The following is a 26,113-nucleotide window of genomic DNA, read 5'->3' on the forward strand; positions in this document are numbered from 1 at the left end:
AACAAGTATATCGTATCTACATGATTTTTTCGTTTATTTCCTTATGCATTTCATTTTACAATTTACCAATGAAATTATTCGAAAAATCTCTCAAAAAAAACTGTCTCAAATATTGACATTGATTCACACAGGAGAGGGCAATGCTTGGCTAGGAGAGATTCTTTCTATTTTAGGTACAGGTGTGGTTGTTTTTGTCGGATACATCTATATTCGTTTAAATCGTAAATCATAAAAAACAGCATTGAAACGACCATTATTATAGGCGTTTCAATGCTATTTGTGTGTTACAAGAGGTATTGTGCAATTAAACTAATGATACCGGCAATCATTAAAGTCAATCCACCATAAAAAGTTACTCGGCGGAATGGCCATTTGAATGGTTTAGTCTCACTTGTTTGGTGACGATCTGAACGGCTTTGGAAGATTTCCTCTTCTTCAACAGTAGCTTCATCGATGACTTCGATTGGTCCAAGCTCAATTTCATCTTCATCTAACTCCAAAGTTTCTTCGGTATCTTCTTCCTCATTCAGGTCATCGTTGTGTTCAGAAACGAGAGGAATCGACTCAAATGCGTTTAAGTCTTGTGGACTTTCTTCTATTTCGTTTCCTTCATTTGGATCATTTTCCCCAACGTTTGTTTTTTTAGGAATAAAGAAGCTCATTAAGAAAAATAAAAAGCCAATGACAATGGTTCCAAGAGCTAAAATCGTTAATTTTGTAATTTCAAAGGCACTCATAATGAAACTTACAAAACCACTGTTTTTAACTTTTTCTTCAATTGTTGTTGTTTGTTTGGAATAAGGGACGGCTATTTCGGGCAGACTGTCAGAAATTAGTGGGAGGCTATTCGTTAGGTAGAGTCGGCCTTCTTTGGTTTCTAAAATGGCATCGGTTGTTTTAGGCAGGACACTACTAAAGTCATTTTCTAAATAAAAAGTTGTCCGATTGATGATTTGCTCGCCCTTGTTGGCAATCACACGGTAATCATATGTATCAAAAGTATGATTAATCAGTGCCTCACCAGCTATTGTCATCGGACTTGTCGTACTTTCTACTGTGGCTTCTTCATTTGCTCCTAAAAGCAAACTAATTACCGTCATGCCATTTTGTTTTACTGTGAAAATGGCGTTCGTTTGTTGGAGATTACTATAATCCATCAGTAAACCATTTGCCCCTTTTATCGCATTGGGTTGGCCAAATAAAAAAGGATTGCGGTTGTAGAAACTTTCTTGGGTAACAAGCGATCCTTGAACAACGACATCGGTTTGTTTTGTGACATCAAGTAGTTCTGGAAATTTATTGACTAGCTGGAAAGCCAGTAATGCCAAATCTTTAGGTGTGGATTGATTGCTTTGCTCAGGGACAAGATCTGTCAAAGTATCATATGTTCGTAAACTTTCGGGTGTTAATCCACTCGGACTATAAAATGTTGTTTGTTTCATCCCTATTCGTTGTGCCATATCATTCATTTTTACCACGAAAGCGTCTATGTCTCCGGCAACTAATTCTGCTAGTAGGTAACTTGCTGTAGTAGAAGTCGGCAAGCTCACGAGTTTAATTAAATCTTCCAATGAATAGGTGGCTCCAGCAAAAATATTGTTGTTCGGTACGTACTGAATTTGGCTCAAGGTTTGATGGGTCTCAGTTGCGGTAATGGTCGATTTCCACGTGATTTCTTCTTTTTGTAAAGCTTCATAGGTTAGATAGAGCGTCATCAAATGGGTCAAATAACCAGGATCGATTGTTAAATCAGCATTTTCTTCCCATAAAATTTGCCCGTGTTGTGCTTCGATGACTAAGCTGGTTGTTGGTAAATTTTCTTCTGCGACAATTTGTTGGCCATTGGTCAAAGTCGTTAAATCATCTTCGGCTTGTACAGTGGCCGGAAAAAGAGCAAAACTCAGAGCAAAAAAGAGACTTGCAATTATGTATTTTTTCAATTGTTTCAAACAAGAATACTTCCTAAAAAATGTCTAATGTCTGGTTCTATTTTACCATCAAAAAAATAAAATGGGTAATCTTTGAAAATAAAAAAGTGTAGAAAATGGCGGACCATTCTCTACACTTTATCATATTATTCTTTTTCACCGGTTTCATAGAATTTACGCCAATCACCTGAAGGCAATGGGAAACTTTCTTCTAGAAAGCTCGGATCGTTTTCGACTGCATAACGGTAGACGTAGGCTTGAGTTTCTCGATCATACTCTTGGGTTTCTTGATTCCAAAGTTCAACGATTAAGACTTCACGGTTGTACTCGTTCGGTTGGCTGCCTTGGTTATAAGTCTCAAGCGTATCTAAACGGGCAAGCATTTCATCAAAATCCTTTAAAATAAAGACCTCACCATAGACCCAATCTTCACCAGGTACGAGTGCAGGATAACCTTTTTCCGTAAGGTGAAAGAGGGAGCCATGGACTCGTGCTTTTACCGGTTCACCGATTGTTGCATGTTGTAAGTGGCGATTATAATTAAATAAATTGTTCATAAGGCTTCCATAGGCAAATAATGGAAGTTTCTGGTCATTTTGCATTAGTGAGTCGTTCCTTCAATTGTTTTTAAATCTTCTTTTCCGTCAAATAAGACGATGGCTTCGATTGCTTTTTCCAAACTTTTTGTAATATCTTTTAAGTTCATAAAGGGCTGGTTAGCTTTATCGACGACTTGTTCTGCGATATAAGGAACGTGGATGAAGCCACCTTTAATACCTGGAAACTCTTTTTCAATCAGGTAAAGCACTTGGTACATAATGTGGTTACATACGAAAACACCAGCAGTATTTGAAAGTGCGGCAGGTAGCCCTGCATCGCGAATGTTTTTAACCATTGCTTTAATCGGTAATTGTGTAAAATAAGCCGCAGCCCCATCTTCTTGGACAGGAACATCAATGGGTTGATTGCCTTCATTGTCCGGGATACGTGCATCGTCAACGTTAATGGCGATGCGTTCTGGGGTAACACTAAAACGTCCGCCTGCTTGACCGATACTTAGTACGACATCGGGTTGCTCTTTTAAGATGGTTTTTTTGACAACGTCTGCAGATTTTCCAAAAACGGTTGGGATTTCTAGTTTGATAATTTCGGCTCCTGCAATGGTATCCGGCAGAGCTTTTACCGCTTCTAATGCCGGGTTAATTGGTTCACCACCAAAGGGATCAAAGCCAGTAACTAAAATTTTCATATAAAATTCCTTCTTTCTTTTTGTTGTCTAAATTAGTGATATCGTAGTCCGTAAATTGTATTTCTCGTAGCGAAACGCTTCAATTATAACCCTTTTAACGGTATATTTGAAGCAGCTACTTCGGAAATAATCCTGCTTACGAATAAAATTAAAAAGCCATTTTATTGTAAGCTGTTCTTATTTCTCGTAGCGAAACGCTTCAATTATAACCTCTTTTTAAAATGCGAGGTAGTACATGAGTGCAACGTGGATAGCTAGGAGTATAATCGCGATTGGCGCTTGAGTTTTGATCACGCCATTTTGGTCTTTCATTTCAAGTAGGGCAACAGGTAGGGCGTTAAAGTTGGCAGCCATGGGTGTAACTAATGTACCACAAAATCCTGCGGTCATGGCTAATGTTCCTGCAATTACAGGATCGCCGCCTTGTGCGATAACAAACGGTACGCCTATCCCAGCAGTAATCACGGTAAAGGCTGCGAAGCCATTTCCCATGACCATTGTAAAAATGGCCATTCCTAAACAGTAAGCGAGTACGCCTAAGAAGCGACTACCTTTTGATTATTCTTTATGCCGTATTTGCGATCCATACGGTAATCAAAGGTTAAGTTGTAAATGGTTGTAATCACCAAGGTTATAATCGCCATAATAAAAGCAGTTTGCGAAATAGCTGATTCAGCAACCTCGTAGCCTAGTGATTTTAGAGTTCCACTAATTAAAAGCACACCAGATGCGGCAACAAAAGTGTTTTGTGCAAAGAAGTTTGCGAAGTTTTCATTTGCAGCTGACAAAGCCTTAATTTTGTCTTCATCCTCCGCGGAAATTTCACCATAACGTGATTTGGCTGCGCCTTGGGACATTGGGTTAACAATTGGGCGAACGAATTGTGGATGCGCAGAAATACGAATCCCAAAGACACCAGCGATTTGGCGAATCAAGACGTATAAGCTAATAAAGCGCCCAGTTGTTAGACCTTTCATTTTTTCAATTAAAATAACAGCTTGTTGACGGAGTCCAAAACGTTCCGAAATACCAATCATCGGTAGCGTCAGTAAAAAAATCGTAACGAGTCGATTCTTAACAAAAGCTTCCCCTAGTAAGGTAAAAAATTCTGTGATAGAAATACCAGATACAAGGGCAGTAGCCAGAGCCGCGATAATAACAACTGCAATCGTGTCAAATTTTAAAATAAAGCCAACAAGAATAATTAAAATACCAATTAATTTGATCCACTCCATATCATTCCACTCCTTTTTTATTTGTTATCAAAAGTATACGAAAAAAGTCATAAAAAGAACAACGATAACCTATATTTTTGAAGAACTCGTATATTTTACACGCACTGGCTAATAATTGTCAAAGATGTTAAAATTATCACAAATAGAATAAAAGGAGATTTTTTAAATGGAAGCAATGATAACTTGTACAACTGAACTCGTTCAAGGAGGCTGTAACGCTTGTCCTGTCGTCCCTGCAACGACTTACGCAATTCGTTTTGATCAAGCGAATATCCCACTTGGAGGCTTAGAAGTCGAAGCACTTATTATGGCAGTTGCATTAAAAAAAGGGTTTCGCCAAGAGTTAATCATGGATTTTGATGAGGACTACACTATTTTTAGAAAAGCAGATAATCATATTACTTTGAAAGATTTTTACGGTTCTTTAACCTATGAAAATGCAATGAATAAAATAACACTGAAAAACACTTATGAATCTCAAGAGGAATTGTTTGGGCAAGTCAACCGCGTGTTAAACGAGTTGTTTAATATTGAACCAGTCTCATTCATTGTCGAAGAAGTCGAAGCTTAGTTGTCTATTATTTGAGTCAATCACCCCAAACGTGATAAAATAGATGAAAAGGAAAACGAGGTGTGGAATCAATGAATCAATTAATGGATCAAAGAAACTATGCAACAATCGTTAAAAAGATTAAAAAGACTCCAAGTATCAAACAAGTATTTGCAAAATCAAATGATTTGGCAGTTAAGAAAATCGCCCCATCCATCTATAATCAGGGAAAAGAACGTGGTCGAATTGAAGGGGCATTAGGTGCACTAGCGATTGGCACGCTAGTCGTTGGAACGTATGTCAGTGTCAGAAAATATCTAGAGAAAAAAGTGTATGAACCGCGTCAAATGAAAGAAGAAGCGGCTATCGAACATGAACTTGATGAGGCAGTTTCATCGTTTAAAGAAGCCTTTCATGACGCAACAACGTAAAACAGAATAAATACGTAAGAGTTGTGGTGAAAATCCGCAACTCTTTTTTACTGCAGGTGCCTTTTACGGTAAAAAATGCTAAGATAAGTTTGAGGTGATCGGATGATTCAAAAACATCGAAAAAACGGGAACTTGTATTTATTTATTGGTTTTTTGATGATGGCTATTTTATTTTATAGCTCATCGCAAACCTATGAACAACAATCGCAAATTGGCTTACTTTCCAAATTGCTTAAAAATGAACCATTCAAAGAACAATTAAGCTCGATTTCTTTTTTATATGCAGGAAGTGAGGTTAGTATTGCTCAAAGTGGCTATTTTTCGTTTATTGAATTTTTTATTCGTAAAGGTGCTCATTTTGGCACGTATTTTATTTTAGGTAGTAGTTTTTTTCTAGGACTTGTTCCAAAAATCAAACAATATGGTTTAGCAGCAATTTTTGCTTGGTTATCCGCGACGGGTTATGCAGCAATGGATGAATTCCATCAAATGTTAACGGGTGGTCGGACGCCGCTTTTCCAAGATGTGGCTTTAGATACTGCAGGTGCTCTAACAGGTATCTTATTGTGTTGGATCGTTCTAGGATTTAAAAACAAACGGATTATATAGGAGGTTTTTTCATGGCAGGTCATAGTAAGTGGAAGAATATTCAAGGAAGAAAAAATGCACAAGATGCAAAACGTGGAAAGATTTTTCAAAAATTATCACGTGAAATTTTTATTGCGGCAAAAAATGGTGGCGATGATATCGCATCAAATCCAAGTTTGCGTTTAGTTGTTGATAAGGCTCGTGCGGCCAATATGCCCAATGATAACGTAGAGCGTGCAATTAAAAAAGCAACGAGTTCAACAGAAGGCGCAAATTATGCAGAAGTGACTTATGAAGGCTATGGTCCGGGTGGCGTGGCCGTTTTAGTTGAAGCATTGACTGATAACCGCAATCGGACAGCGACGAATGTTCGCGTGGCCTTTAATAAAAATGGCGGCAGTTTAGGTGAGACGGGTTCGGTTAATTATATGTTTGATCGCAAAGGTTATCTTGCAATTGAGCGTGAAGGATTAGCTGTTAGTGAAGATGATTTATTCGAAAAAGTCCTTGAAGCAGGTGGCGAAGACCTAATTACCTCACCGGAAGTGTTCGAAATCTATACTGCAGCTGAAGATTTTGTGACGGTTCGTGATACGTTAGAACAAGAATTTACTTTAGCTCAAGCAGAATTAACGATGATTCCCCAAACAACAATCCAATTGGATACAGAGAAACAAGCACAACTTGAAGCTTTAATTGAGAAATTAGAAGACGACGATGACGTAACGGAAGTTTATACATCTGTCGAAGAATAAAGTCAAGAAACGACCATCAAAAGTCCAAAGCCACTTGATGGTCGTTTCGTTTTTTTATTTTATTCAGTAAATCAAATGTTTAAAAGACTAGGACAGGCACGCCAACGTCAATCATACCGTAAAGTTGTTTCATGACGTTCGGTGGTGTGTTGATACAGCCGTGTGAACCGACTGTTTTCCAAAGCTCCCCACCGTATGCTGGCTGCCAATCGGAGTCATGGATGCCGACACCGGTCCAATCAATTGGTACCCAATAGTTAACGGGTTCTGCATATTTTGAACCGTCATCATTGGTTCCACGTAACGTTTCATCTAATTTTTTGTTCCAAGCATAGAACACACCGGCTGGAGTTGGTGTGGTTGGTTTACCTGTAACAACGGGTGTTTCCAAGGCAACTTGTCCGTCTTTGTAATACCACATATGTTGATTGATTAAGTCAATTTCTATATAGGTATTACCAAAAAGAGGACTGCCAGAATTTGCGCTACCTTGGGCAATCGGTGAACGACTAAAGGACTCACCTGCTAAAATATTAGCGATTAGTTCATCGGTTTCAGCATCTGTTGCAATTGTCCAACTTAACGAACCAGCAGGGACACTGACTTCGCCACGTCTTGTACTTTGGAAAGTCGATGGATTGGAGCTAGTATTGTAATCAGCACCTAATTGAGTTACGTAAGCATAAACCAATTCACGATTCAGTGAAACTTTTCCGTCCTGGTAAATTAGCCATTCGTTAATTTTTTCAGGCGGGATTTGGAAAGAATTACCATTAATGACATAAGTCGCTTCAACTTTAGCAATTTTATTAATTGATTCTAATTCTTCAGTTAATTTTGGATCATCGGCAGTAACACTTGGTTTGATGGTGTAATCCGTCAATTCAATTTCAGAGGAACCTTTTAATAATTGAGCCTTAAAGTCTTCGAAAACTTTTTTCGTATTGACGTTATCGCCTTGTTGTTCTGGAACAATTTCAAAGCCACCTTCTTTTCGTTCAAGTGTTGCATTTTTTGTCGGTGTGCGTTCTTTGTTCCAAGCGGTCAGTTCGGCTTCTAATTTGGCGGTTTGTTCATTTAAGATTTCTTCATTAAAGGCACTAGGCGCTAATGTTAAATTATCTGGACTATTAAAGTATTGCACCCCCCATTTCCAAGGGTTTTGTTTTTCTTGCAATGTTTGTAGCTCAGTTTCAAAATTTGATTCTAAGCCTAATTCGGTTTTTTTGATGCTTTTCCATTCTTGACCATTGGCTTTTATGACAAAAGCAAGATCGCTTTGCGCTTTGACTAATTGATCATTGGCCTCTTTAACTGAGAGTTCACTAACATCGAGGTCGCCAATAAAGGTCTTAGGTAAAAAGCGCTCGTTATATGTTTGGCTTTTGACGGTATAACCGCCCACTCCTAATAGGACAACGCCTAGAACAATAGCAGTAATGATTTTCGGTTTATTTGATTTTTTATTATCTGAACGACGATCAGAACGTGACATGTGGTGATCAGCTCCATTAATTTTTATAGTTATCTACCCACCCCATTCTAGCATAGTAATGGTGAAAGTTAAATTGCGAGGCATTTTTTGTCAGTCAATATTATAGAAAAATAAAGAAAGAGTTACGCTATTTCAAAGTAACTCTTTCTTTTAGTGAGTATTATTTAATTTTTATGGGCATCTTCTTCAGCGAGTTTGTCAAAAGCTTCAGCTAGGAGTTCTTTTAATTGGTTAGCGGAAAGTTCCATCTTAGCTTGCTCACTATCATTGAGCGGGATTTCGATAACTTGCTTGATTCCTTGGGCATTAATAATGGCCGGTGAGCCAATGTAGACATCGTTTAATCCGTATTGTCCATCTAAATAAACAGAAAGTGGTAGGACCGCATTTTCATTGTCGAGTATCGCTTGGGTGATGCGGGTTAATGAGACAGCGATGCCATAAAAAGTAGCGCCTTTTTTCTCAATAATGTCATAAGCGGCATCACGGACGTTAAAGAATAAATTGACCATTGCTTCTTCATCAATTTCAGGATGTTCCATTACCCAGTCGTAAATCGATAGGCCAGCTACGTTAGCATGTGACCAGACAGGGAATTCTGAATCGCCATGTTCCCCTAAAATATAAGCATGGACATTTCTTGCGTCGACATCGACTAATTCCGCCAGTGCTTGACGAAAACGTGCTGAATCAAGCGACGTTCCGGAACCAATGACCCGTTCTTTTGGAAAACCGGAGAATTTCCAAGTTGAATAAGTTAAGATATCAACAGGATTGGCTGCTACGAGGAAAATTCCGTTGAAGCCAGAAGCAACGATTTGAGTGACAATCGAACGATTAATCACGAGATTTTTGTGCAGTAAATCAAGGCGGGTTTCACCCGGTTTTTGGGCAGCCCCTGCAGTAATAACGACGATATCTGCGTCATGAGCATCGGAATAATCAGCTGCGTAGATTTTTTTCGGAGAAGTGAACGCCAGGGCATGTGATAAATCTTTCGCATCGCCTTCTGCTTTTGAACGGTTAATATCGATAATTCCGATTTCTTGCGCAATATTTTGTGTAACTAAAGCAAAAGCGTAACTTGAACCAACCGCACCATTACCAACTAAAATGATTTTTTGATTATCTTTTGTGTTTAATTGTGTAGACATGGGGCACCAACTTTCCTTGTTTGTTAACAATATGTTACCATTTTAATAAAATATTGTCATTCAAAAATCAAAGAATTCGTAAAGTTCATGAGGTAAGCAGCTAATTCTAAAGTTTTTCGAAATCTAGTCGGGTGAATGAGGACAAATGAGTGGCTTGTGGTATAATAAATAAGATTTAAAGTTGAATAATTTTAACGAATACACATTGAGAATGTGAAAAAGAACCAATCTTTTTCCATGCTCAATCTTTTTGCGTGTTTGTGCTTTAAAATAGATAATATTGGAGAAAATTTATAATGAAAATGATTGTTGGATTAGGAAATCCTGGAAAAAAATATGAAAAAACTAAACACAACGTGGGCTTTATGGTTGTTGATGAATTAGCGAAAGCTTATAATGTAAGTTTTCAAAAAAATCCATTTGAAGCAGAAGTGGCAACATTCTTTTTAAATGGTGAAAAAATTATTTTAGTTAAACCGCAAACTTATATGAATGAATCGGGTCGTGCAGTAGGTCCATTATTGACTTACTTGGGCATGTATCCTGATGAGTTGACGGTCATTTATGACGATTTGGATTTATCTTTAGGTAAGATTCGTCTACGTCAAAAAGGCAGTGCTGGTGGACATAATGGGATGAAGAGTTTGATTTCACATCTGGGTACGCAAGAATTTGATCGAATTAAAATTGGGATTGATCGCCCGCGTAAAGGACAAACGGTTGTACAACATGTATTAAGCCCGTTTAGCAAAGAAGAAATTCCTCACATTGAAAGCAGTTTGGATTTGGCATTTAAAGCGGTCCAAGATTATTTAGAGAAACAAGATTTTCTAGGGACGATGAATCGCTTTAATTAAGAAGGAGTATGGTATGAATATTGTTGATTTAGTGAATCAAGGCGCACTTTTTAACGAGTGGCAAATCAAATTAAAAGAAAAAACACCGCGCCAATTGCTTACTGGGCTCTCTGGTTCTGCAAAAACATTGGCGATTTTAGGCGCATATAAAAAATTTAATCAACCGATTTTAGTTGTAACCGCAAATTTATTTTATGCCAATCAGCTAGCAGAAGATTTAAGAAATTTTGAAGAAGACATTTATGTTTTTCCAGTTGATGAAGTCATTTCGGCTGAAATGGCTTTTGCTTCACCCGAGGCTCGAACAGAACGGGTCGTGACTTTAAATGCGATTACTTCTGGTCATCCAGGAATTTACGTCGTACCGACAGCGGGTATGCGCAAGTTTTTACCAAGTAAAGAAACGTGGCAACAACACCAATTACATTGGCAAATGGGTGGTGAAATTGAGCTTGAGGATTTGGCAAAACGGCTCGTATCAATGGGTTATGAACGTCAAGGGATGATTGGCAAGCCAGGTGAGTTTAGTTTACGTGGCAGTATTATTGATATTTATCCGCTTGATTCGGATAATCCGATACGTGTCGAGTTATTTGATACAGAGATTGATTCGCTACGTTCTTTTGATGTGGAAACGCAACGCTCATTAGAAAAATTAGAAGAAGTCTTTATTTCGCCAACATCGGACTTAGTTTTTTCTGAACTGAATTTTTTAGATGCAAATGAAAAATTAGAAGAATTGTTATCGAAACGCTTAGCCGTGACGAAGGATGCCGATGATCGTCAATTGTTAGAAGATTACTTTGGGCAATTACGCACTCAGTGGCAAGAGGGCATTGCGGGTGACGATGCGGTCTTCTATACGGATTTACTTTACCGTGAAAAACGGACGATTGTCGATTTCTTCCCCAAAGAAACATTGGTGATGATTGATGACTATCCACGAATTATGGAAACTACGCGCGAAATCCAACGAGAAGAAGCAGAGTGGCACACACAAAAGATTGCGGATTTACGTGTTTTTTCTGAGCAGGTGTTTGGTGGCGATGTTCATCAATTGCTTAGTCATATTGAGTTCCCGACAAGTTATTTTTCGGTTTTCCAAAAAGGGATGGGAAATTTACGTTTTCAAGCGATTCATAATTTCCAATATCGCCCAATGCAACAATTCTTTGGTCAAATGGGCTTGTTAAAAGCTGAAGTCGATCGATGGGAAAAGCAACAACAGACAGTGGTCTTTATTGTTGGAGACCCAGAACGGAGTAAACGTCTAGAAGCCGAGTTTCGCGAGCATCAAATTTATGCAGTCGAAACGACAGGGGATCGTTTATTTACAGGACGGACGCAAATTATTCATGGATCGCTACAGAATGGTTTTGAATTACAACAAGATCGCTTAGTTGTGGTGACGGAAAAAGAAATTTTTCAAAAAGTCTCACGCAAGCGTGCACGTCGCCAAACGATTTCGAATGCGGAACGACTAAAAAGTTACAACGAATTAAAAGTTGGCGATTATGTCGTGCATGTCAATCACGGGATTGGGAAATATTTAGGTATGGAAACAATCGCCATCGATGGTGTCCACCAAGATTACATCACGATTTTATACCAAAATGAAGACAAACTTTTTATTCCGGTGACGCAATTAAATTTAGTACAAAAATATGTCGCATCGGAATCCAAACAACCGAAAGTCAATAAGCTTGGCGGGAACGAATGGGCTAAGACGAAACGCAAAGTTGCTACGAAAATTGAAGACATTGCGGATGATCTCATTCAATTATATGCCAAACGTGAAGCCGAACGTGGCTATGCATATGCGCCAGATGATGGTTATCAAAAAGAATTTGAAGATTCTTTTCCTTATAGTGAAACCGATGACCAGTTGCGTAGTACGAGTGAAATTAAACGTGACATGGAAAAAGCCAAGCCGATGGATCGCTTGTTAGTCGGTGATGTTGGTTTTGGTAAAACAGAAGTAGCTTTACGAGCGGCTTTTAAAGCAATTAAAGAAAGTAAACAAGTGGCTTTCTTAGTGCCAACGACTATTTTAGCGCAGCAACATTACGAAACAATGTTGAGTCGTTTCGAAGGGTTTCCAGTCGAAGTCGCAGTATTAAGTCGTTTTAGAACGAAGAAACAACAAGAAGAAACGTTAGAGAAATTGCGTAAGGGACAAGTCGATATTATTGTTGGTACGCATCGCTTATTATCACAAGATATTAAGTTTGCCGATTTAGGCTTACTGATTGTCGATGAAGAGCAACGTTTCGGAGTTAAGCATAAAGAACGCTTGAAACAATTACGCTCACAAGTCGATGTTTTAACTTTAACGGCAACACCGATTCCACGAACACTTCATATGTCGATGCTTGGAGTACGTGACTTATCAGTCATTGAAACACCACCACAAAACCGTTACCCGATTCAAACGTACGTCATGGAAACCAATCCTGGGGCGATTCGAGAAGCGATTTTACGTGAGATGGCCCGTGGTGGACAAGTCTTTTACTTGTATAATCGCGTGGCGACAATCGAACAAAAAGTTTCGGAACTAGAAGCACTTGTACCAGAAGCCAGAATCGGTTATGCTCATGGCCAAATGTCAGAAATCCAATTAGAAAATACGCTCTTTGATTTTATTGAGGGACAATACGATGTGCTTGTTTCAACAACGATTATTGAAACAGGTGTGGATATTCCAAATGCCAATACGCTCTTTGTTGAAAATGCCGATTATATGGGCTTATCGACACTCTACCAATTAAGAGGACGTGTCGGTCGAAGTAATCGTGTGGCCTATGCTTACTTTATGTATGAACAACAAAAAATCTTGAACGAAGTCAGTGAAAAACGCCTTCAAGCGATTAAAGATTTCACCGAGTTAGGTTCGGGCTTTAAAATTGCGATGCGTGATTTATCGATTCGTGGAGCTGGAAATTTACTCGGGGCCCAACAACATGGCTTTATTGATTCTGTCGGTTTTGATTTGTATTCACAAATGCTGACCGAGGCTGTCCAACGCAAGCAAGGAAAAAATACCCAATCAGAAAAAACGTCGGTTGAGATTGATCTTGGCTTGGATGCTTATTTACCAGAAACATATATTGAAGACGAACGTCAAAAAATTGAAATTTATAAACGAATTCGTGAACTTGAGACGATTGACAGCTTAGATGAATTACAAGATGATTTGCTGGATCGTTTTGGGGAGTATCCAACGGAAGTCGCTCATTTATTATCAGTGGGTGAATTGAAAATGAATGGGGATCGCAGTTTACTCGAACGCATTCGTCGTCAAGGGCAACAAGTCGTTCTTACATTAAGCAAGGCTGGTACCAAGGCTTACGATATGGAACAACTTTTTAGTGCGTTAGGCAAAACAAAATTAAAATCGACGCTCGGTGTTGAAAAAGATCAAATGCATATTAAATTGACGATTCCAAACAATATGAAGACGATGGTTTGGTTAAATGAAATTCAATCTTTTGTCGCAGCTTTACGTAAGGAGCGTTTTAAAAAGAAAACAGCTACAAAAACAGGTGAGTAGGAGGTTGCTATGGCAAGATATGAGCTGAAAAAAATGATGCGCGGCGCTTTAGTCTTGACGATTGCTGCCTTCTTTGCAAAAGTCTTGAGTGCTGTTTACAGGGTGCCCTTGCAAAACTTAGTCGGCGACGAAGGATTCTACGTTTATCAACAAGTCTATCCTTTTTATGGGCTTGCGATGACTTTGGCACTTACTGGTTTACCCCAGTTTATTTCTAAATATGTCGCTGAACAAAATGGTTTTGACGAGGAACAAACTTTGGGGCAATTAACAACTTTTGTTTCGGCAATCTCTCTCGCTTTGTGGGGCATCCTTTTTGTATTCAGTCGCCCGATTGCGTTTTTGATGGGAGATGTAGCGTTACAAATGAGCATTCAAGTCGTTTCCTTTACTTTTTTACTGATTCCGCCATTAACGATGTATCGTGGACATCTACAGGGGCAATTGATTTTAGTACCAACGGCGCTGTCGCAAGTCGTAGAACAACTCGTTCGTGTCGGAGTCATTTTATTCGCTGCTGCTAGTTTTCGTTTCTTCCAGTTGACGATTTATCAAGTCGGGGCGATTTCGATGGCGGGTTCCTTTGTCGGCGGTCTCGTGGCAGTCGGTATTTTATTTTATGCGCATCAACGTTATTCGCAATTGCCGTTACCTTTTTGGCAGAAAAGTTTTTGGCGCTTACCACAATCGAGTATCCGACGTCGCTTTTTAGTCGAAGGCGGTTTAGTCTCGATTTACAGTGGTTACTTACTAATGTTGCAGTTAATCGATTCGTTCTTTTTAGTTAATTTCTTGCGTTTAAGTGGGATACCATTTGAAATGGCGCGGATTGAAAAGGGCGTTTTTGACCGCGGACAACCATTAGTTCAACTGGGACTAGTTGTAGCTTTAGCACTGAGTACAAGTTTTTTACCAACACTGACGCATTACTCAAAAAATCGAAAATCAGCGACCTATCTTTTTGCGAGTAAGTTGTATTTGCGCTTAACTGTTGCGATTGGCTTGGCAGCTTCGGTTGGTTTAGCATTAGTAATGCCTTATATTAACTACACGTTATTTACTGACGGTGCGGGCAATCAAGTTTTGAGCGTTTTTGTTTTTTCAATTGTCTTGATGGCGGTTGTCCAAGGTTATCAAAGTATCGCGCAAAGTCGCAATCATTTTCGACCAGCCTATCAAGGCGCTTTAGTGGGATTTGCTGTCAAAATTGTTTTAACACCATTGCTTGTTTATTTGATGGGGACACTTGGAGCGAGTTATGCGACATTAGCAGCCTTAGTCTGTACGCTTTATTGGTTTATAAAAAATGAAAGCAAAGCGATTAACCGCTTTTGGCATGAGCGACTTTTCGGCTGGCGCTTGCTAGGTTCCATTGGAGTAATGGCCGTAGCGATTCGCTTATTTTATCGCATATTTACTTTTTTTTATGGGACGCAAATCGATCGAACGATGGCACTATTTTTAACATTCGCTGGCGTTTTAATTGGTATCACAAGTTTCATTGCGGCACTGTTATATTTTAAATTATTTAGTATCAGAGAATGGTTTTATTTACCATTTGGCAAAAAAATCTTAAATAGAATGAGGCGGAAAAAATGAGATTAGATAAATTTTTGAAAATTTCCCGAATTATTAAACGTCGTTCTGTCGCAAAAGAAGTGGCAGATAAAGGGCGGATTCAAATTAACGGCAAAGTAGCAAAATCAAGTAGTACGGTTAAAGTTGGCGATCAATTACAAATCCAATTTGGGAATCGCTTAGTGATTTATAAAATTAACGAATTGCATGAATCGACAAAAAAAGAAGATGCAGCGAAAATGTACACATTGATTTCTGATGAAAAACAAGAGTCAATTGACTAAAATAGGTTAGACAAGCCATTGGGTTGTTGGTATAATAAAATCGACTATCATACAAACGGAGGAAATGGCATGAATCAAGAAGAACCAAATAAAATTGAGTTTCTTGAAAATGACTACGCAAAACAACATTATGCGCAACAAGTTAAAAAACGTCGTGAAGTTATTTTTCGTCGCCGTCGTTTAGCCTTGGTTTTTGCGATTGCAACAGTCATCTTCCTAAGTGTGGGGATTTCGCTTTTTAACGACTATCTTCGTTTGCAAAACCTAGAAAAGTATCAAAGTGAGGCCGTCGCGACGCAAGAAGCGTCAAAAGAAAAGAAAGCTAAATTAGAAAAAGAAGTTGATTTATTGGAAGATGAAGACTACGTGGCAAAAATTGCTCGTGATCGCTTCCTCTATTCTAAAGATGGCGAACTTGTTTTTCCTTTACCGGAACATGAAACAAGTAATGAATAAAGTGTCAGTGATTGATATTAATATTAATCAGCCACTAGACGTGTTATAATCGGATTCAATCATTATTTAGGACAGTTTAATCATGGTTAAGTTGGCCTGAAATGAATAAATAAATGGGTAAAATATTAGGAGGAACAAAGGTTTTATGTCAATCGAAGTTGGAGCTAAACTAAAGGGAAAAGTATCGGGTATTACGAATTTTGGTGCATTTATTGATTTAGGCGGAGGCAAAACAGGTCTCGTTCATATTAGTGAAGTCTCAGATGGTTTTGTAAAGGATATCAATGAAGTACTAAAAGTTGGCGATGAGGTCACTGTTTTAGTAACGACCGTTGGAAACGACGGAAAAATTGGATTGTCAATTCGTAAAGCAGTCGACAAACCAAAAGAAGAACGACGTGAGTTTCCTAAAAAAGATTTTCAACGTCCGAATACAAAAAAACCATTCGTTAAAAATCAGAATCAAAATTCCAATGCAAATAATGCATCAGGAAAACAAGATTTCGATTCGCTAATGAGCTCATTTTTAAAAGATAGTGATGACCGTTTGTCAACATTACGCCGCAGTACAGAAGGTAAACGCGGAGGACGTGGCGGACGCCGCAATTAATAAAACGCGAAACAGGTGGACGTAAAACGAACCACCTGTTTTTTATATGAGAGGCTATAATAATGAGCGTTTAACGACAAGAGATAAGAGGTTAGCAGAAAAAATCGTATTTTGATTTTATTCTGCTGACACCTTATCTCCGCAGTCGTTGCTCATTTTATGCCGTTTAAATGAGAGGCTATTTTTTAAGCGTTCAGTTGCGAGAGATAACAAAGCCTATGGGGAAATCGTTTTTTTGATTTCAACCAGAGGAAGAGTTATCTCCGAGCAATTGCTTAGAAAATGCCGTTTAAGAGAGAGGCTATTTTTTAAGCGTTCAGTTGCGAGAGATAACAAAGCCTATGAGGAAATCGTTTTTTGATTTCAACCAGAGGAAGAGTTATCTCCGAGCAATTGCTTAGAAAATGCCGTTTAAGAGAGAGGCTATTTTTTAAGCGTTCAGTTGCGAGAGATAACAAAGCCTATGGGGAAATCGTTTTTTGATTTCAACCAGAGGAAGAGTTATTTCCGAGCAATTGCTTAGAAAATGCCGTTTAAGAGAGAGGCTATTTCTGGAACGTTCAGTGACGAGTAATAAGTAGAGATAGTTACACTGTGACACCATCCAACCATTTTAAAAGGTAGGTCGATAAAATGTTCGTGAATCAAGTTCAAAAAATAGCCATTGATAACCACTTATGGCACAATGAATCTAGAGTATTAATTGCGGTTTCTACCGGCGTGGATTCGATGGTATTACTGCATCTTTTACAAGAACTTACGAGCACGGGAATCGCTATTGGAGTGGCTCATGTGAACCATCAATTGCGTGAAGTTTCAATGGAGGAAGAAGCTTTTCTTGCTGATTACTGTGAAAAGATCCAAATTCCTTTTTATATGAAACGTTGGCAGGTGCCCATTAAAGGCAATATCGAGAGTCTCGCAAGAACGTTTCGCTATGATTTTTTTAAAAAAATCATGGAAAAGCACGATTACGATGTATTGGTTACAGCCCATCATCAAGAAGACCAAGTCGAAACGATGCTGATGAAAATGGTTCGTACGGGTGATTTGTTTGCCAGCCAGGGGATTGTTCTAAATCAACCTTTTGCTTCAGGTCGCTTAGTTCGTCCGCTCCTCTTTTTTTCAAAGGAGCAAATTCGGCAATATGCCAAGGAACATGCGCTTGTTTATTTTGAAGATGAAACGAATCAAACACTGCAATACCAAAGGAATCGATTAAGGCACCAAATTTTACCGGTTTTAAAAAATGAGAACAAGCAGAGTTTTCCGCATTTTCAACAATTATCCGAACAAATTCAGGAGGTTGGCGATTGGCTAGGAGAGCAACAACAGTCATGGTTTTCACAAAATGTCCAGGTTTGTGCGCAAAGTATGGCAATTGATTTGGCTTGGTATGAACAAGCGTCGGATTTTGAGAAAAAATATTTTTTAAAAGAAGTGGCCCGACAAGCCCAGGAATTGTGGAAAATGGTCATTTCAAAAAAACAATTGATAGAAGTTTCAAAGCTTTTAGCGAACAGGGAACATTCCCAGTGGCAAGTTGATTTAGTGGAGGAGTGGCATTTTGCGAGACGTTATCGCATGCTTTATTTGAGAAAAAAACAAACAACCGCATTCGACTCACAAACACAAATGTTGAATCCTGGAGAAACGATTTATTTATCGGATCATCAGTGGATTGGCTATTTTCCAATTGGAGAAGAAAAAATTCCTGAAAAAGTCAAACTTTGGTCAGAATTTCGCCAAGAATTTTGCGTAGACTCAGTACAATCGCTTATTCTACGCAAACGACAAGCAGGCGATCGCATTTTGTTGAGTGAAAACTTAAACAAAAAGGTTTCGCGATACTTTATTGATCAAAAAGTCCCACTTGAAGAACGAGATGAAGCTTGGCTAATCATGAATAAAGAACAAAAAATTATCGGAATCCTACCATATACACTTTCCTATTTGAGTATTATGGAAGAAACTGATAAAATACACTACGTACTTCTTTTTAAATACAAGAAGTAAAGATTGGAAGGAGAACTTTATGTTAGCAAATGATATTGAAAAAATCTTAATTACAAGAGAAGAAATTAGCCAGCGTTGTGCTGAATTAGGTCAAGAATTGACAAAAGAATATGCGGATAAAACACCATTAATTGTGGGAGTATTAACCGGAGCTGTTCCTTTTATGGCAGATATTGTTCGTGAGATGGACTGCCCAGTGGAAATTGATTTCATGGACGTTTCTAGTTATGGGAATGCCTTAGTTTCTTCTGGTGAAGTAAAAATTGTGAAAGACTTAAATACAACGGTTGAAGGCCGTGACATTTTAGTGGTGGAAGACATCATTGATAGTGGTCGTACGCTAGCATATTTAGTTGATTTATTTAAATACCGTAAAGCAAACTCAGTTAAAATTGTTACACTATTAGATAAACCAGAAGGTCGCGTTGTGGATATTACAGCAGACTATGTTGGCTTTGATGTTCCAAATGAGTTTGTTGTTGGCTATGGTTTAGACTATGAACAACATTACCGTAACCTTCCATATGTGGGTGTTTTAAAACCAGAGATTTATCAGTCTCAAAATTGAGCGTTTTCAAAGCAAAGGGAATGCAGTATAATGGTCAAAGATAGACAAAGTGCTAAGGAGGAGCCCCATGAATAATAAAAATAAAGGTACAGTTAGAAATACCCTTTATTACGTACTAATTTTGTTAGCAATGGTCATGGTGGTCTACTTTTTCTTCGGAAATGGAAATAGTCAGACACCTGAGATTGAATATTCAAAATTTTCACAGCAGTTAAAAGAAGGTACCGTTAAAGAGTTTACCATTCAACCTGCCAATGGCGTGTATCGAATTACTGGTGAATTTAAATCAGAACAAAAAATTGAAAATAGTAACGGGCTAAGCGTCCTTGGTTCAACCCAAGCATCAACGACTCGTTTTACAACCATTGTATTACCGAATGATTCAACTTTACATGAAATCACGTCAACAGCGAAAACAGCTGGTGTGAAAACAGTAATTCAAGAAGAATCTTCAAGTGGTATTTGGTTATCACTACTACTTAGCTTCTTACCAATTGTGATCTTCATCTTCTTCTTCTATATGATGATGAGTCAACAAGGTGGTGGCGGTGGTGGCGGCGGTGGCCGTGGCGTAATGAACTTTGGTAAATCAAAAGCCAAAGAAGCCGACGGTAAAGCTGTCAAAGTTCGTTTTTCAGATGTTGCTGGTGCAGAGGAAGAAAAACAAGAATTAGTCGAAGTTGTCGAATTTCTTAAAGATCCACGTCGTTTCGTGGCTTTAGGTGCTCGTATTCCAGCCGGTGTTCTTTTAGAGGGCCCTCCAGGAACGGGTAAAACATTACTTGCTAAAGCAGTTGCGGGTGAAGCAGGCGTGCCATTTTATTCGATTTCAGGTTCTGATTTCGTAGAGATGTTCGTCGGTGTCGGTGCTAGCCGTGTTCGTGATTTATTTGAAACAGCGAAGAAAAATGCCCCTGCAATTATCTTTATTGATGAGATTGATGCAGTTGGTCGCCAACGTGGAGCCGGTATGGGTGGTGGACACGATGAGCGTGAACAAACATTGAACCAATTGCTAGTAGAGATGGATGGTTTCGGTGGAAACGAAGGCGTTATTGTAATTGCCGCAACCAACCGTTCAGACGTTTTAGATCCAGCGTTGTTACGTCCAGGTCGTTTTGACCGTCAAATCTTAGTTGGTCGTCCAGATGTTAAAGGACGCGAAGCGATTTTACGAGTTCATGCACGTAACAAACCGTTAGCGGGCGACGTTGATTTGAAAGTCGTTGCACAACAAACACCAGGTTTTGCCGGTGCAGAACTAGAAAACGTCTTAAACGAAGCAGCTCTTCTAGCGGCTCGTCGTAATAAAAAACAAATTGATGCTTCAGATATTGATGAAGCGCAAGACCGTGTGATTGCTGGCCCTGCGAAGAAAGATCGTGCAATTAACAAACGTGAACGTGAAATGATTGCTTACCATGAAGCAGGACATACAATTGTTGGTTTAGTTTTAAGCCGTGCACGTATCGTCCATAAAGTAACCATCATTCCTCGTGGTCGTGCGGGCGGATATATGATCGCTTTACCAAAAGAAGATCAATTCCTACACACGAAAGAAGATATGTTTGAACAAATCGTTGGCCTTTTAGGTGGACGTACAGCGGAAGAAGTATTCTTCAACGTTCAATCAACAGGCGCTTCAAATGACTTCGAGCAAGCAACAGGTCTTGCACGTAGTATGGTAACCGAATACGGAATGAGTGATTTAGGTCCTGTTCAATATGAAGGAAACCACCAAGTCTTTGTTGGTCGTGACTACGGTCAAACAAAAGCTTACTCTGAACAAGTTGCTTTTGAAATTGACCAAGCGGTTCGTAAAATTTTAATGGATGCACATGAAAAAGCACGTGAAATCATTGAAGAACACCGGGAGAAAAACGAATTAATCGCGCAAAAATTACTTGAGTTTGAAACATTAGATGCAAAAGCAATTAAATCATTATTTGAAACAGGCGAAATGCCAGCTGATTTTGCAGAAGATGAGTTCCCAAGTGAGCGTGTTGCTCAATCTTATGAGGAAGCAAAACGTGCCTTAGAAGAAAAAGACGCGCAAAAACAAGTTGAAGAACATCAAGAGTTCAAAGAAGAAAAAGTAGAATTAAAAGAAGAGACAGAAGAAACAAAAGAAGACTCAACTGACAATTCTGATCAATAAGGAAACAAGGAGAGGTTGCATAATAACGTGCAACCTCTTTTTATCGGCATTTTATAAGCAATTGCTCGGAGATAGCTCTTCCTCTCGTCGAAATCAAAAAAACGATTTCTCGATAGGCTTCGCTATCTCTCACAATTAACCGCTTATAAAATGACCTACCATTAAACGGCATAAAATGAGCAACGACTGCGGAGATAAGTTGTCAGCAGAATAAAATCAAAAAAACAATTTTTTCTGCTGACGCCTTATCTCTTGTCGCTGACCGCTCATTATTATGACCTCTTTTATCGGCATTTCTGCCACAATGACTCGGTAATAAGCTAGAATTATTTCAAAAGTAAAAAACACTTTCGGAAAATTCTTTGCTTTTACTCGTTACTGACCGTTCCAGAAATGACCTCTTTTATTAATTTTTAGGCATCCTTGTTGAAAAAATGAAGAGATGCTAGTATGATACGGTGAGTAAATAAGAGGAGCGAATAGAATGAAAGACTACATTAGCAAAGCACTCGTCTATGATGGCTATATTCGAGCATATGCAATTAATGCGACAGAAACTGTGACAGAAGCGCAAAGAAGACATGATACATGGCACAGTGCTTCAGCGGCTCTGGGTCGTGCATTAGTTGGTACATTACTATTAAGTAGTAGTGATTTAAAAACAGAAGGCGACCGTTTAACGGTTAAAATTCAAGGGAACGGTCCTGGTGGCGCTATCGTCGTTGATGGTGACGCTAGCGGAAATGTTAAAGGTTACATTCAAAATCCTCACGTCAGTCTTCCTTCAAATGAACATGGGAAAATTGATGTTCGTGGTGTTGTTGGAACCGAAGGGGTTTTTTCAGTTATTAAAGATTTAGGATTAAAAGAACCTTTTTCAGGACAAGTCCCAATTGTTTCAGGTGAGTTAGGAGAAGACTTTACTTATTACTTAGCCGCTTCTGAACAAATTCCTTCAGCAGTTGGTTTAAGTGTGTTAGTTGATACCGATGAAAGCATTAGAGCTGCAGGTGGCTTTATGTTACAAGTTTTACCAGGTGCAGATGATGTTGTTTTAGGAAAATTAGAAGAACGTTTAGCCCAAATGCCGCGTGTTTCTGATTTAATTGATCACGGGAAGACCCCGGAAGAAATCTTAGAAGTCATTTTTGAAGGTGAACGTATTTTATTTTTAGAAGAACAACCGGTACAGTTCCACTGTGATTGTTCAAAAGAAAAATTCTCGCGTGCGATTTTAACATTAGGCTCAAGTGAAATTCAACAAATGATTGATGAAGATCAAGGAGCTGAAACGGTATGTTCGTTCTGTAATAACAAGTACCACTTTGATGAAGCAGATTTAACTGCTTTGATTGAAGAAATTACTGGGGGCAAAAAGTAGATGGAACAAGGTTGGAAAATTGGTAATGTAGCCATTCCAAACCGAGTAGTCGTTGCCCCAATGGCGGGGATTACCAATGCTGCTTTTCGAGTGACGGTTAAAGAAGCAGGCGCAGGATTAGTTGTTTGTGAAATGATCAGTGACCAAGGGATTCAAATGCGTAACAAAAAAACCCTTGAAATGCTTTACATCGATGACGAAACGGAACATCCACTTAGCCTTCAAATTTTTGGTGGGACGAAAGAAACTTTAGTAGAAGCCGCTAAATTTGTGGCAGAAAATACAACAGCCGATATTATCGATATTAATATGGGGTGCCCTGTCAATAAAATCATTAAAGCGGAGGCTGGCGCGAAATGGTTGCTCGACCCTGATAAAGTTTATGAAATGGTGCAAGCTGTTTCTTCCGCGATTGAAAAACCGGTCACAGTTAAGATGCGTATCGGCTGGGATGATGAGCATATTTTTGCTGTAGAAAATGCCAAAGCCGCACAAGCTGCTGGGGCTGCTGCAATTGCCATGCATGGTCGCACGCGTGTCCAAATGTATGAAGGTAACGCAAATTGGGATGTTTTACGTGAAGTCAAGAAACACTTGTCGATTCCTTTTATGGGTAACGGTGACGTCCGTACTCCAGAAGATGCGAAAAGAATGTTTGAAGAAGTCGGTTGTGACGCGGTGATGATTGGTCGTGCGGCAATGGGAAATCCTTGGATGATTCATCGTACAAAACATTTCCTTGAAACAGGCGAATTGATTGCAGAACCAACGCCTCGTCAGAAAATTGATACGGCGAAGCTGCATTTTGAACGTTTAATTCAATTAAAAGGAGAAAAAATCGCGGCTCGTGAATTTCGTCAGCACGCCGCCTACTATCTAAAAGGTATTCCGCGTGCTGCTAAAGTTAAGGCAGCGATTAATCAATCAGAAACAAGAGAAACAACACTTCAATTATTGACAGAGTTTTTAGATAAAGTTGAGAACCAACCAATTATCCGTTAAAAAGTCAAGAGAAAAGTGAGTAGAAGGAACAACTTCAGCTTGCTTTTTCTCGTTTTCATTGGCATTATAGAAAAGTAGTGAAAAATAGAATGGAGGATGACTCGTGACAGAGGAACGCCAAACACAAGAAGAACTTAACGACCAAATGTTAGTTCGCCGTCAAAAGATGGAACATTTGCAACAAGAAGGAATCGATCCTTTTGGGCAACGTTTTGACCGTACCCATAATTCTGCCGAGTTGCATGAATTATTTAACCAACGATCAAAAGAAGAATTAAAGGAAATGGCACTAACAAGTAGTATTGCTGGACGAATGGTAACAAAGCGCGGAAAAGGAAAAGCTGGCTTTGCTCATTTGCAAGATCGTGAAGGTCGTATTCAAATTTACGTACGTAAAGATCAAGTAGGCGATGAGGCTTACGAGATCTTCAAACAAGCAGACTTAGGTGATTTCTTTGGTGTAACTGGAGAAATTATGAAAACTGATACAGGTGAAGTTTCTATTAAAGCAACGGAAATAACATTGTTAACGAAAGCTTTGCGTCCATTACCAGACAAATATCATGGTTTAACAAACATTGAACAACGCTACCGTCAACGTTACTTGGACTTAATTAGTAATAAAGAAAGCTTCGATCGTTTTATGAAACGTAGCCAAATTATTAGTGAAATCCGTCGTTACCTTGATGGACAAGGTTATTTAGAAGTGGAAACGCCAGTCTTACATAACCAAGCAGGTGGTGCATCGGCTCGTCCATTTGAAACACACCACAACGCACTTGATATGGAATTATACCTACGTATCGCTTTAGAGCTACATCTAAAACGTTTAATTGTCGGTGGCATGGAAAAAGTTTATGAAATTAGTCGTGTGTTCCGTAACGAAGGGATTGATACAACACATAATCCTGAATTTACAATGTTGGAATGTTATACAGCATATACTGACTATAAAGATATCATGAATTTAACAGAAGGTATTATTCGTCATGCTGCAACGAAAACATTAGGTACGACAGAAGTGACTTACGATGGACAAACAGTTGACTTAGGACCGGAATTCCGTCGTGTTCATATGGCAGATGCTGTTAAAGAAATTACTGGTGTTGACTTCTGGCAAAAAATGACAACTGAAGAAGCCCATGCACTTGCAAAAGAGCATAATGTACCAGTAACAAAAAATATGGAAGTCGGTCATGTATTAAATGAATTTTTCGAAGTATTTGTCGAAGATACATTACAACAACCAACTTTTGTTTACGGACACCCTGTGGAAGTTTCTCCGCTTGCGAAGAAAAATCCAGAAGATGATCGCTTTACGGACCGTTTCGAGTTATTTATTGTTGGCCGTGAATTCGCCAATGCCTTTACAGAATTAAATGACCCGATTGATCAACGTGCGCGTTTTGAAGCACAAGATCAAGAAAAAGCCGATGGAAATGATGAAGCGCATGGTGTGGATGAAGATTTCTTAGAAGCATTAGAGTACGGTATGCCGCCAACTGGTGGATTAGGAATTGGGATTGACCGTCTAGTTATGCTATTAACTGATGCACAATCGATTCGTGATGTTTTACTATTCCCAACAATGAGATAAAAAAATATTTTCATTAAAAGGCTGAGAAAACAAGGATATTTCTTGTTTTCCGCCTTTTTTTCTTTTCTTAGAATTGTTTCCTACAAAATCCATCTTTAAAGGCGAACGAAACCTAAAAATAACACTTTAATTATCGTTAGTTTGAGAGAGGGTCGAAGGTGGGTAATGGTTGACCTGATGCTGTTTCCTTGGTATATTAGTAGTTGTTGAAAACACAAAAAGATTTTTTAAAAAACAATTGACGTGTGTTTAACTAAATGCTATTATAACTAAGTCGCAAATAACCATATAAAATAACAAACTTTCAGATTGAAAAAATGTTAAAAAGTGGTTGACAAGTAATGGTGCGATTTGTTATTATAACGAAGTCGCTGTTAACGGCAGATAACTTTTAAAGAAAAGTTACAAAAAACTTTTATAAAAAAGTGTTGACAATAAAACGTCAACCTGATATGATATAAAAGTTGCTAACACAGCAACAACGTAGACCTTTGAAAACTGAACAAAGCAAGCAAAACAAACAACAAACGTGTAGAATGTTTCTATTTATAGAAACAAACATACAACAAGCAATATGCTAGCAACGTTAATTTATGAGCTTATCAACCGAAAGGTTGTTTCAACTTTTTTAATGAGAGTTTGATCCTGGCTCAGGACGAACGCTGGCGGCG

Annotated in this window: 23 protein-coding genes and 1 pseudogene; 17 read left to right on the top strand and 7 right to left on the bottom strand. The window is 38.7% G+C overall.

All coding sequences use genetic code 11. From position 1 onward, the window contains the following. Nucleotides 1–232 (top strand): hypothetical protein (locus ACFO3L_RS07970; RefSeq protein ID WP_379965676.1); only part of this gene is annotated, 232 nt, incomplete at its 5' end. Nucleotides 233–284: 52 nt separating this feature from the next. Here ACFO3L_RS07970 and ACFO3L_RS07975 read toward each other — a convergent pair. The 5 genes and pseudogenes from ACFO3L_RS07975 to ACFO3L_RS07995 form a co-directional block, all read right to left on the bottom strand. Continuing rightward, nucleotides 285–1,949 carry a DUF1958 domain-containing protein gene (locus tag ACFO3L_RS07975; protein ID WP_379965679.1) on the bottom strand — a complete coding sequence of 555 codons (1,665 nt, stop codon included), beginning with the start codon at nt 1,947–1,949 and terminating at the stop codon, nt 285–287. Between the two features lie 125 nt (nt 1,950–2,074). Next, nucleotides 2,075–2,530, bottom strand: coding sequence for a gamma-glutamylcyclotransferase family protein (locus ACFO3L_RS07980; protein ID WP_379965682.1), 456 nt, complete (start codon nt 2,528–2,530; stop codon nt 2,075–2,077). Further along, on the bottom strand, nt 2,530–3,177 hold the full coding sequence (pcp, locus tag ACFO3L_RS07985) for a pyroglutamyl-peptidase I (RefSeq protein WP_379965685.1): 648 nt from the start codon (nt 3,175–3,177) through the stop codon (nt 2,530–2,532). Before pcp ends, ACFO3L_RS07980 begins: the two co-directional genes overlap by 1 nt. A gap of 216 nt (nt 3,178–3,393) precedes the next feature. Continuing rightward, nucleotides 3,394–3,726 (bottom strand): annotated as a pseudogene (locus ACFO3L_RS07990) (5-oxoproline transporter, DUF979 family subunit); the annotation flags it as partial. Continuing rightward, nucleotides 3,714–4,412 (bottom strand): DUF969 domain-containing protein, encoded by a 699-nt coding sequence (locus ACFO3L_RS07995; protein ID WP_379965688.1) that lies wholly within the window; start codon nt 4,410–4,412, stop codon nt 3,714–3,716. The pseudogene ACFO3L_RS07990 and the gene ACFO3L_RS07995, both read right to left, overlap by 13 nt. Nucleotides 4,413–4,578: 166 nt before the next feature. On the opposite strand from ACFO3L_RS07995, the gene ACFO3L_RS08000 reads away from it, so the two are divergent. The 4 genes from ACFO3L_RS08000 (at nt 4,579) to ACFO3L_RS08015 (ending at nt 6,736) form a co-directional block, all read left to right on the top strand. Continuing rightward, nucleotides 4,579–4,983: a DUF4809 family protein gene (locus ACFO3L_RS08000; protein ID WP_379965691.1), complete on the top strand. Its 405-nt coding sequence runs from the start codon at nt 4,579–4,581 to the stop codon at nt 4,981–4,983. A 71-nt stretch (nt 4,984–5,054) separates the two neighbouring features. Continuing rightward, a complete protein-coding gene (locus ACFO3L_RS08005) occupies nt 5,055–5,393 on the top strand; it encodes a hypothetical protein (RefSeq protein WP_379965694.1) in 339 nt (112 codons plus the stop codon). Nucleotides 5,394–5,498: 105 nt separating this feature from the next. Further along, a complete protein-coding gene (locus ACFO3L_RS08010) occupies nt 5,499–6,002 on the top strand; it encodes a VanZ family protein (protein WP_379965742.1) in 504 nt (167 codons plus the stop codon). A gap of 11 nt (nt 6,003–6,013) precedes the next feature. Beyond that, complete coding sequence (locus ACFO3L_RS08015; protein ID WP_379965697.1) at nt 6,014–6,736, top strand: YebC/PmpR family DNA-binding transcriptional regulator; 723 nt, start codon at nt 6,014–6,016, stop codon at nt 6,734–6,736. A gap of 79 nt (nt 6,737–6,815) precedes the next feature. Here the strand turns inward: ACFO3L_RS08015 and ACFO3L_RS08020 are convergent, their stop codons facing one another. Both ACFO3L_RS08020 and ACFO3L_RS08025 read right to left on the bottom strand, forming a co-directional pair. After that, nucleotides 6,816–8,231 (bottom strand): L,D-transpeptidase family protein, encoded by a 1,416-nt coding sequence (locus ACFO3L_RS08020; protein WP_379965700.1) that lies wholly within the window; start codon nt 8,229–8,231, stop codon nt 6,816–6,818. A 164-nt stretch (nt 8,232–8,395) separates the two neighbouring features. Continuing rightward, complete coding sequence (locus tag ACFO3L_RS08025; RefSeq protein ID WP_379965703.1) at nt 8,396–9,385, bottom strand: L-lactate dehydrogenase; 990 nt, start codon at nt 9,383–9,385, stop codon at nt 8,396–8,398. 296 nt (nt 9,386–9,681) lie between these two features. On the opposite strand from ACFO3L_RS08025, the gene pth reads away from it, so the two are divergent. The 12 genes from pth to lysS all read left to right on the top strand — a co-directional run bounded on the left by pth (nt 9,682) and on the right by lysS (nt 25,442). Beyond that, nucleotides 9,682–10,242, top strand: a complete 561-nt coding sequence (gene pth / locus ACFO3L_RS08030; RefSeq protein ID WP_379965706.1) for an aminoacyl-tRNA hydrolase — start codon at nt 9,682–9,684, stop codon at nt 10,240–10,242. 13 nt (nt 10,243–10,255) lie between these two features. Continuing rightward, nucleotides 10,256–13,792 carry a transcription-repair coupling factor gene (gene mfd / locus ACFO3L_RS08035; RefSeq protein WP_379965709.1) on the top strand — a complete coding sequence of 1,179 codons (3,537 nt, stop codon included), beginning with the start codon at nt 10,256–10,258 and terminating at the stop codon, nt 13,790–13,792. A 9-nt stretch (nt 13,793–13,801) separates the two neighbouring features. Then, nucleotides 13,802–15,391 carry a putative polysaccharide biosynthesis protein gene (locus tag ACFO3L_RS08040; protein WP_379965712.1) on the top strand — a complete coding sequence of 530 codons (1,590 nt, stop codon included), beginning with the start codon at nt 13,802–13,804 and terminating at the stop codon, nt 15,389–15,391. Then, nucleotides 15,388–15,654 carry an RNA-binding S4 domain-containing protein gene (locus tag ACFO3L_RS08045; protein WP_379965715.1) on the top strand — a complete coding sequence of 89 codons (267 nt, stop codon included), beginning with the start codon at nt 15,388–15,390 and terminating at the stop codon, nt 15,652–15,654. Before ACFO3L_RS08040 ends, ACFO3L_RS08045 begins: the two co-directional genes overlap by 4 nt. A gap of 69 nt (nt 15,655–15,723) precedes the next feature. After that, nucleotides 15,724–16,110, top strand: a complete 387-nt coding sequence (locus ACFO3L_RS08050) for a septum formation initiator family protein (protein WP_379965718.1) — start codon at nt 15,724–15,726, stop codon at nt 16,108–16,110. 145 nt (nt 16,111–16,255) lie between these two features. Next, complete coding sequence (locus ACFO3L_RS08055) at nt 16,256–16,720, top strand: S1 domain-containing RNA-binding protein (protein WP_379965721.1); 465 nt, start codon at nt 16,256–16,258, stop codon at nt 16,718–16,720. A 633-nt stretch (nt 16,721–17,353) separates the two neighbouring features. Continuing rightward, nucleotides 17,354–18,736: a tRNA lysidine(34) synthetase TilS gene (gene tilS, locus ACFO3L_RS08060; protein ID WP_379965724.1), complete on the top strand. Its 1,383-nt coding sequence runs from the start codon at nt 17,354–17,356 to the stop codon at nt 18,734–18,736. 19 nt (nt 18,737–18,755) lie between these two features. After that, nucleotides 18,756–19,304: a hypoxanthine phosphoribosyltransferase gene (gene hpt, locus ACFO3L_RS08065; RefSeq protein WP_379965727.1), complete on the top strand. Its 549-nt coding sequence runs from the start codon at nt 18,756–18,758 to the stop codon at nt 19,302–19,304. Between the two features lie 67 nt (nt 19,305–19,371). Then, on the top strand, nt 19,372–21,462 hold the full coding sequence (ftsH, locus tag ACFO3L_RS08070; RefSeq protein ID WP_379965730.1) for an ATP-dependent zinc metalloprotease FtsH: 2,091 nt from the start codon (nt 19,372–19,374) through the stop codon (nt 21,460–21,462). Between the two features lie 484 nt (nt 21,463–21,946). Beyond that, on the top strand, nt 21,947–22,843 hold the full coding sequence (gene hslO, locus ACFO3L_RS08075; protein WP_379965733.1) for an Hsp33 family molecular chaperone HslO: 897 nt from the start codon (nt 21,947–21,949) through the stop codon (nt 22,841–22,843). Continuing rightward, the gene (gene dusB / locus ACFO3L_RS08080; RefSeq protein WP_379965736.1) at nt 22,844–23,845 is read left to right on the top strand and encodes a tRNA dihydrouridine synthase DusB; all 1,002 of its coding nucleotides are present in this window, start codon (nt 22,844–22,846) and stop codon (nt 23,843–23,845) included. A gap of 103 nt (nt 23,846–23,948) precedes the next feature. Next, entirely contained in the window at nt 23,949–25,442 is a 1,494-nt protein-coding gene (gene lysS / locus ACFO3L_RS08085; RefSeq protein ID WP_379965739.1) for a lysine--tRNA ligase, read from the top strand. The last annotated feature ends 671 nt before the right edge of the window (nt 25,443–26,113 follow it).

The organism is Enterococcus eurekensis (assembly GCF_042654605.1).
Classification (GTDB): Bacteria; Bacillota; Bacilli; order Lactobacillales; family Enterococcaceae; genus Enterococcus_I; species Enterococcus_I eurekensis.